General features: G+C 65.2%; 6 protein-coding genes. 1 reads left to right on the forward strand and 5 read right to left on the reverse strand.

All coding sequences use genetic code 11. The features are described from left to right. From AB4061_RS40030 to AB4061_RS40045, 4 genes are all read right to left on the reverse strand, one after another. On the reverse strand, positions 1–251 hold a 251-nt coding region (locus tag AB4061_RS40030; RefSeq protein ID WP_441641580.1), incomplete at its 3' end, for a hypothetical protein. Positions 252–309: 58 nt separating this feature from the next. Further along, the gene (locus tag AB4061_RS40035; protein ID WP_441641581.1) at positions 310–567 is read right to left on the reverse strand and encodes a hypothetical protein; all 258 of its coding nucleotides are present in this window, start codon (positions 565–567) and stop codon (positions 310–312) included. 421 nt (positions 568–988) lie between these two features. Then, entirely contained in the window at positions 989–1,429 is a 441-nt protein-coding gene (locus AB4061_RS40040; RefSeq protein ID WP_441641582.1) for a DUF4399 domain-containing protein, read from the reverse strand. Positions 1,430–1,473: 44 nt separating this feature from the next. Next, complete coding sequence (locus tag AB4061_RS40045) at positions 1,474–1,899, reverse strand: DUF4399 domain-containing protein (RefSeq protein WP_441641583.1); 426 nt, start codon at positions 1,897–1,899, stop codon at positions 1,474–1,476. A 434-nt stretch (positions 1,900–2,333) separates the two neighbouring features. Between AB4061_RS40045 and AB4061_RS40050 the strand changes: the two genes are divergently transcribed. Next, positions 2,334–4,340 carry an SUMF1/EgtB/PvdO family nonheme iron enzyme gene (locus AB4061_RS40050; RefSeq protein WP_441641584.1) on the forward strand — a complete coding sequence of 669 codons (2,007 nt, stop codon included), beginning with the start codon at positions 2,334–2,336 and terminating at the stop codon, positions 4,338–4,340. A 25-nt stretch (positions 4,341–4,365) separates the two neighbouring features. Here the strand turns inward: AB4061_RS40050 and AB4061_RS40055 are convergent, their stop codons facing one another. Beyond that, positions 4,366–6,447 (reverse strand): protein kinase domain-containing protein, encoded by a 2,082-nt coding sequence (locus tag AB4061_RS40055; RefSeq protein ID WP_441641585.1) that lies wholly within the window; start codon positions 6,445–6,447, stop codon positions 4,366–4,368. Positions 6,448–6,907: the final 460 nt, after the last annotated feature.

Genomic DNA, 6,907 nt, shown 5'->3' on the forward strand with positions numbered 1-6,907 from the left:
ATGTTGTTGCTGGCGTTCTGCGTCGACGTCACGTGGGACTTGATGTCGTCGGCAAAGGCCGTGTTGTTGCCGTTCATGTTGACGACGTTCTGCGTCTGCCCGATCAGTTGCTGGGCATTGAAGGTCGAGTCGATCTTGGTCAGGCTGAAGACGGGCATGAAGGGCACGAAGCCGCCGCGCACGGCGCGCATGGCGCGGGTGTCGAGTTCTTCGGTGACCGGCAGGTCCTTGATGGCGAGGGTGGTAGTCATGGCAGTTCTCCGGGGTATTCAGTCGTTTGCGAATTCAGCTTGGGGCGTGGCCCGCGGCTCAGTAGATGTTGTTGCTGGCGTTTTGCGTCGAGTCGACATGGGACTTGATGTCGGCCACGAAGGCGGCGTTGTTGCCGTTCATGTTCACAACGTTCTGGGTCTGGCCGATCAGCTGCGAAGCATTGAAGGTCGAGTCGAGCTTGACCGAGCTGAAGATGGGCATGAAGGGCACGAAGCCGCCGCGCACGGCGCGCATGGCGCGGGTGTCGAGTTCTTCGGTGACCGGCAGGTCCTTGATGGCGAGGGTGGTAGTCATGGCAGTTCTCCTTGGGAGCGATTGGGACTTGGGTTCATTTSGGTTGAGCATCTGTGCTGCGCTCGGGAGGTACAAACGCATGGAGTGTGCCAAGGCGGGCCATGCCATCGCGGATCGCCCGCAAACGCAGGCTGGGCCTGTGGAAAAAATGGATCGAGCCGAAAGGACGTGCCAGCAAGCGCTCCGGAGCGGCCCGGATCTGATGGGCGGCGGCCAACACAACAGACACCATGTGTTTGCTCGCTGGTGACAAACGCCCGCCGCATGCGGCGCGCACGGCCGGTGCGATGAAGACACGAGGGAGTTGTGCGGCGAGCGCCGCCTGGCAAGCGCGCAATAACGCGGCGATGTGCGAGCGGCACGCGTCATGCGCCGCCGCGAGAAAAGCGCGAACCCGAATGAACGACCTGAACGACCGAAGTTACTTCACGTAGATCGTGATCTTCTTGGAGTAGATCGGCGGGTTGTGCGGAATGTGCTTGTCGTCGGCCATCAGCAGTTGCAAGGTGTGTTTGCCCGGCGGCAGCTCGATCGTGGTCTCCGTCTCGCCGGCGCCGAAATGCAGATGGTTGCGGTCGTTCGGGATTTCCTTGTCCATGGGCGGCAGGTCGGTATCGATCAGCAGATGGTGATGGCCGCTGTTCGGAAACTTCACGCCGCGTGGCGCTACGCCCATGCCGCGCAGCCCGAACCACACCTTGATCGGCTTGCCCGCCGGCAGGACCTGGTTGTTGTTGGGAAAGCCGATATACAGGTAGGCATGGGCGGGCGCGGGCGTGGCGTCCGCGATTGCGCCGCCCGGCGTGCCACCGATCAGAAGCAGGCTGGCGGCAAGCGCAGCAGCCGGAATGAGCTTACGCATGGACTGTCTCCCGTATCGTGCCGCCGGCCCGGCGGCCCGGGGCCTTATCGAACGGTGATGGTGATCTTCTTGGAGTAGATCGGCGGGTCGTGGGGCTTGTGGTCCTTGTCGCCGAGCAGCAACTGCAAGGTGTGCTTGCCCGGTGGCAGTTCGATCCGCGCCTCGGTCTCGCCGGCGCCGAAGTGCAGGTGGTTCCGGTCATTCGGAATCTCCTTGTCCATCGGCGGCAGGTCCGTGTCGATCAACAGGTGGTGGTGGCCGACGTTGGCCATGTCGATGCCCTTGGGGGCGATCCCCATATTGCGCAGGCCCATGCGCACCCAGAATTTGCCACCATCGATCACGGCGCCATCGGGCGGCCAGATAATGTAGACCTCGGCATTGGGTGGGGATGTCGTGGATAACGAGATCGAAGGCAACGGAGCCAGCAGCGACGCTGCCAATGTGCCGAGCACGGTTCGCCTGTGCATACGTTAGCCCTCCCGAACAGCTTGTCTCGAACGCGGTGAATTCTTGCTATTTGTTCTTGCTATTTGTGTTTGGCTTTTGGCGGATTCGTCGATTGGCTTCAGGCCGGCGCGCTGCATTTCGTCATCCAATTTCRTCATTCAGCTTAGAACGGAAAACAGCAAAAAGATACTTGGCGATACCCTGCGCCGCGTCGGCGCCGCGCGGTTGTGAGCTTGCTACGCCACCCGGTGTTGCGAAGCACCTCCGGATTCACAATCGCTGTGCTATGGTTGATTGAGCCAGCCCAGTGCCGCTAGCGCTGCATCACGTCGGCGCAAAGGACAAGGCGGGCCGGCCAGGTGATGGCCGGGCATCATCGCTCTCGCGTGCCGCGTCACGCCGTTGGCACGTGGGCCGCCGATGCACTTCGGCGCCGTACGAACAAGGCCTGCATATGTGGCGAAAATTCCTTGTCGTGTGCCTGCTTGGGTTGGCTGCGGCCGTGAGGGCCGAAGCCGGTATCGACACGCCAACCCTCCCCCCCGAAGCAAAGCACCCGGCCGCCGCCCCCGCAAGCGCTCCGGGCAGGCGCCTCGCCCTGGTCATCGGCAACGGCGCCTATGTGGACGAGCCGCTGCCCAACGCCGCCAATGACGCCCGGGCAATGCGCCGCACCTTGGCCGCGCTCGGCTTCGACGTCATGCTCCGCGAGAACCTGGACCGGGAAGGCATGGCGCGAGCGCTTGCCGAATTCCAGCAGCGCCTGCAGGCCGGCGGCACGGCTTTGTTCTATTTCGCGGGACACGGCATCGAGGTCGCGGACAGCCCGGTGATGATTCCCGTCGATGCCGGCAGCCGCACACCTGGCCGCTTGCTCACCGCTGGCACCGGGCTTGGCGCCGTACTGGCCAGCATGTCGGCGCCAAGGCCGGACATGCTTAACGTGGTGATCCTCGATAGCTGCCTGGACAACCCCTATCGCGGCAGTGCCGTCAAGCCGCCCGCCGCCCCCGCCAACACGCTGATCGCCTATGCCACGGCCCCCGGCGCCGTGGCAGCCGAAGGGGCGCGGCACGGTGCGTTCACCAGCGCCCTGCTGCGCACGATGCGCGTGCCCGGCCTTGATGCCGAGGCCGCCCTGCGCCGGGCTGGTGATATCGTGAGCCAGCAAACAGGGCGGCGGCAGCAACCGTGGATATCCTCGTCGTTATCCGCCCCGCTCCGATTCGCGGCGAACGCCTCGGCCACCAGCGAAAACGTCAACGTCAACGTCGACGACAATGACAACGCAGCCATCACGCACGCACACAGGCAAGCCGATGCGCTGATCCTTGCGCAGCATCGCGGCATCCTTCCCAAGGACAGCGACGAGCAGTACGAGCTCAGTTTCTGGGACTCCATCAAGAACAGCAATTTCGCAAGCGATTACGAGGCCTACCTTAAGGCCTATCCGAACGGCCGCTTTGCGCCTCTGGCACGCGCCAGGATCGAGCGGCTACGCGCGGCCGGGGCGCCTGCCGAGCGTGCTCGCACGCCAGGCGCCTCATCCGGGCCAGCCACCGCGCAAGGCACCGTCACGCCGCCGCCAGCGCGCACCCAGTCCGGCAAGGTGCAAGCGCCGCCTGCCGCGCCCTCACCAACCGCACCATCCGCACCTGCCGCATCCGCTCCACCCGCACCGGCCGCAAGCGCACCCGCCACGCAACGAGCTGCCGTGGCCGGCGCCGTGACAGTCGAGATCAGGCCGGGCGAGGTCAAGGACTGCCCGGCCTGTCCCGTGCTGCACAGCCTGCCGACGGGCAGCTTCACCATGGGCAGCAACGGCGGTGACCCGACCGAGAAGCCACCGCATCACGTCACCATCGGCCAGCCCTTTGCCATCGGCAAGTACGAAGTCACGGTGGAACAATGGAGCGCCTGCGCCGATGCGGGTGCATGCCAGCGCATCGCGACTGTCGCCAACGCACCCAGGAACGCCCCAGTGCGCGATGTGAGCTGGGACGATGCCCAGCAGTACGTCGCCTGGCTAAGCAAGGTCAGCGGCAAGCACTACCGCCTGCCGACCGAAGCCGAGTGGGAATACGCCGCCCGGGGCGGCACCGCGACGCTCTACTGGTGGGGCGACCAGATGCGCAAAGGCACGGCCAACTGCAAGGACTGCGGCGAACCGTGGAATGCCGACGCGCCCGCCAACGTCGGCTCCTTTGCCGCCAATGGCTACGGCCTCCACGACATGAACGGCAGCGTGTGGGAATGGGTCGCCGACTGCTGGCACATCTCCTACAAGAACGCGCCTGCCGACGGACGTGCCTGGGACGAGCCCGGCTGCAGCGTGCGCGTGATCCGTGGCGGCTCATGGCATGAAGGCGCGAGCTACATGCTCTCCTCCACCCGTTTCAAGTACAGCGCGAGCGTGCGCCAGTCGCAGAACGGATTTCGCGTCGTGCGGGACCTGAAGTAGCCGCTGCCAATGTCGCCCTGCCTAGCTAGCGCGGGTTGGTAGATATCTGCACCATGTCGGCACCGATATGGCTTTCTCCGCGCTTGGCCGCCATCGGACCCAGTTGCCGATCAAGCGCGCGCAGGTAGTCCTGCCTGGACTCCGACTCCGGGCGCAGCGTGTCGAACAGCGGCGCGGGCGTGGTGATCAGCACGATCAACTCGGTGCCGAACGGCTTCGAGATCACCCAGTCCCCGAGGCTGCCCACGGCAGCGGTGTAGCTGGCGGGTGCCTGGTTGGCCTTGGCACGCTGGCTTGGCACCATATGCACGACCTTGCCATCGGCCATGTAGTAGTCGACGTAGACATAGGTGTCATAAGCCGGCGTGGTGATGTCCACGATCAGCGGCGTTCCCTCCGTGAGTTGCGCGCCGGGTGCACGGGTGCGGATCGTGGTCAGCGCGGTTGCGCTGCGGCGCCCCGACCAGTAAGGCGAGATCAGCTTGATCACGTCGCACTTGTCATCGCCCAGCGTCTGCACGTCCAGGTTCAGCGTCCGCACGCCGGGTACCGCGCTCAGCTCGTCTTTCAGCCGCTTGATGCCAAAGCGCTCCGCCACATAGCCACGCACCTGCAATACATGGTCCTGCCCGGTGGCCGACAGCAGCGAGCAAGGCGCGCGCGCCAGCACCGGCGCCACGGCCTGCATGGAGAGCGTGCGCTCGGGCCGGGCTTCCTCGCTCGGTTGCGCGGGCGGCGGCGAGCCCGGCGCCGCGGACGGCGTCACTGCGGCTTGGGGCGTGGCGGATACCACCGCGCTTGCCGAGGATTGCGCCGCAGGCTGCTGGCCCTCCTGCGCGGTGCGCGCGCGCCACACGTAGTAACCCAGCCCGCCGGCCAGCAGCACGCCGGCCACGGACGCGGCGCCCAGCTTGGCCATTGGCATGCCACCATGGCGCTCGGTGCCCATTTCGGCCAGGAAGCGCGCCACGGTAGGCGTGCGCGTTGCACGATCGAAAGACAGCGCTGCGCGCAGCGCGCGCCACTGCCCGCGGCTGAGCACCTTGGGACGCTGTGGCTTGAGGCCGGCGCCGCGCGCCTGGTTGGCCGACAGCCGCTCATAGGGGTGCCTGCCAGTCAGCAGTTCATAGGTCACGCAGGCCAGCGCGTAGATGTCGTCGCGCGGATCCGGCTCGCGATGCTCGAACATCTCGGGGCTGGCATAGGCGGGGGTCATGCCGCCGAGCGTGCCCGGGTCGAACACGGTCGGGTCCGCGTCGTCCGCCGGTTGCTGGAAGACGCGCGCGATGCCGAAATCGATCACCTTCACTTCACCGCTATCGGTGAGGAAGACATTGGCGGGCTTGAAGTCGCAGTGGACGAAGCCACGCTCGTGCGCATAGGACAGGGCCCGGCCCATGCCTGTGATGATCGGCAGTGCCTTGGCATAAGGCATGCCGGCAAAGTCTGGCGCGCGCAAGACACGATTCAGCGACTTGCCCGACAGGTACTCCATGGTCAGGTAGACCACCGAGCCATCACGGTCGAAGTCATAGACCGTCACGATATTGCGATGCGCCAGCGTCTGCGCCTTGCGCGCCTCGCGCTGCAGCGCGATCAGCGATTTCGGATGACCGCGGAACTGCACGTTGAGGACCTTGATGGCGATGTAAGGTTTGCGATCCGAGGCCTCGAGCTTGCGCAGGTCGAGCGCCTTGTAGACCGTCCCCATGCCGCCCACACCCAGGCACTCCTCCAGCACGAAGCGGCCATTCAAGGTATCGCCCACCCCTTTGGTCTGCTCCGCCCCGGCAATCGCCTGATCGCTCGCGGGCGGCTGCGATGGCAAGGAAGGCGCGGACGCCATGCCGGCGTGGCCAGTCTGCACGCGGGTTTCCTCGCCGCCATCCTCGAACTGGGTTGTCCCGCGGCGCTCTATGCGCTGCAACACCTCTTCATAAACGCCAGGCGGCAGCGGAAAGCGGGTGTTCTCCTCGCTGAGCATGTCCGCTAGCTGCGTGGCGCTTGCCTGGTCCACGGCCAAGGTGCTGTCAATGCGGGCCAACAGCTCGTCGTGCGACAGACCACCGCTTTGGAAGGTACGTATCAGGTCTGGAATGCTAGGCATCGATGCAGCCACGACGTGATTGCGCAAAGTTGCGCATTGAGCGCCCACTCGCCCTTCTACAGCGAGTACCTGCCCACGATGGATACTAGTGCGCACTCACGCCAATCGCAAACCCCTCGTGCATTGCATCAACGCCGGCAAGCCACGCCAGCGGCACGACGGTGCCACAAGAGCCGCTGCCTGTCGCGCATGCGCGAACACCCGGTGTTGTTGTGTTGGCCGCCGCCCATCAGATCCGGGCCGCTCCGGAGCGCTTGCTGGCACGTCCTTTCCGGCTCGATCCATTTTTGCCCCAGGCCCAGCCTGCGTTTGCGGGCGATCTGCGATGGCATGGCCCGCCTTGGCACACTCCATGCGTTTGTACCTCCCGAGCGCAGCACAGATGCTCAACCGAAATGAACCCAAGTCCCAATCGCTCCCAAGGAGAACTGCCATGACTACCACCCTCGCCATCAAGGAC

This window comes from Cupriavidus sp. YAF13, assembly GCF_052113425.1.
GTDB lineage: Bacteria > Pseudomonadota > Gammaproteobacteria > Burkholderiales > Burkholderiaceae > Cupriavidus.

Coding starts and splice junctions, on each gene's coding strand:
- AB4061_RS40035 (WP_441641581.1), bottom strand. CDS start 567: ATGACTACCACCCTCGCCATCAAGGACCTGCCGGTCACCGAAGAACTC.
- AB4061_RS40040 (WP_441641582.1), bottom strand. CDS start 1,429: ATGCGTAAGCTCATTCCGGCTGCTGCGCTTGCCGCCAGCCTGCTTCTG.
- AB4061_RS40045 (WP_441641583.1), bottom strand. CDS start 1,899: ATGCACAGGCGAACCGTGCTCGGCACATTGGCAGCGTCGCTGCTGGCT.
- AB4061_RS40050 (WP_441641584.1), top strand. CDS start 2,334: ATGTGGCGAAAATTCCTTGTCGTGTGCCTGCTTGGGTTGGCTGCGGCC.
- AB4061_RS40055 (WP_441641585.1), bottom strand. CDS start 6,447: ATGCCTAGCATTCCAGACCTGATACGTACCTTCCAAAGCGGTGGTCTG.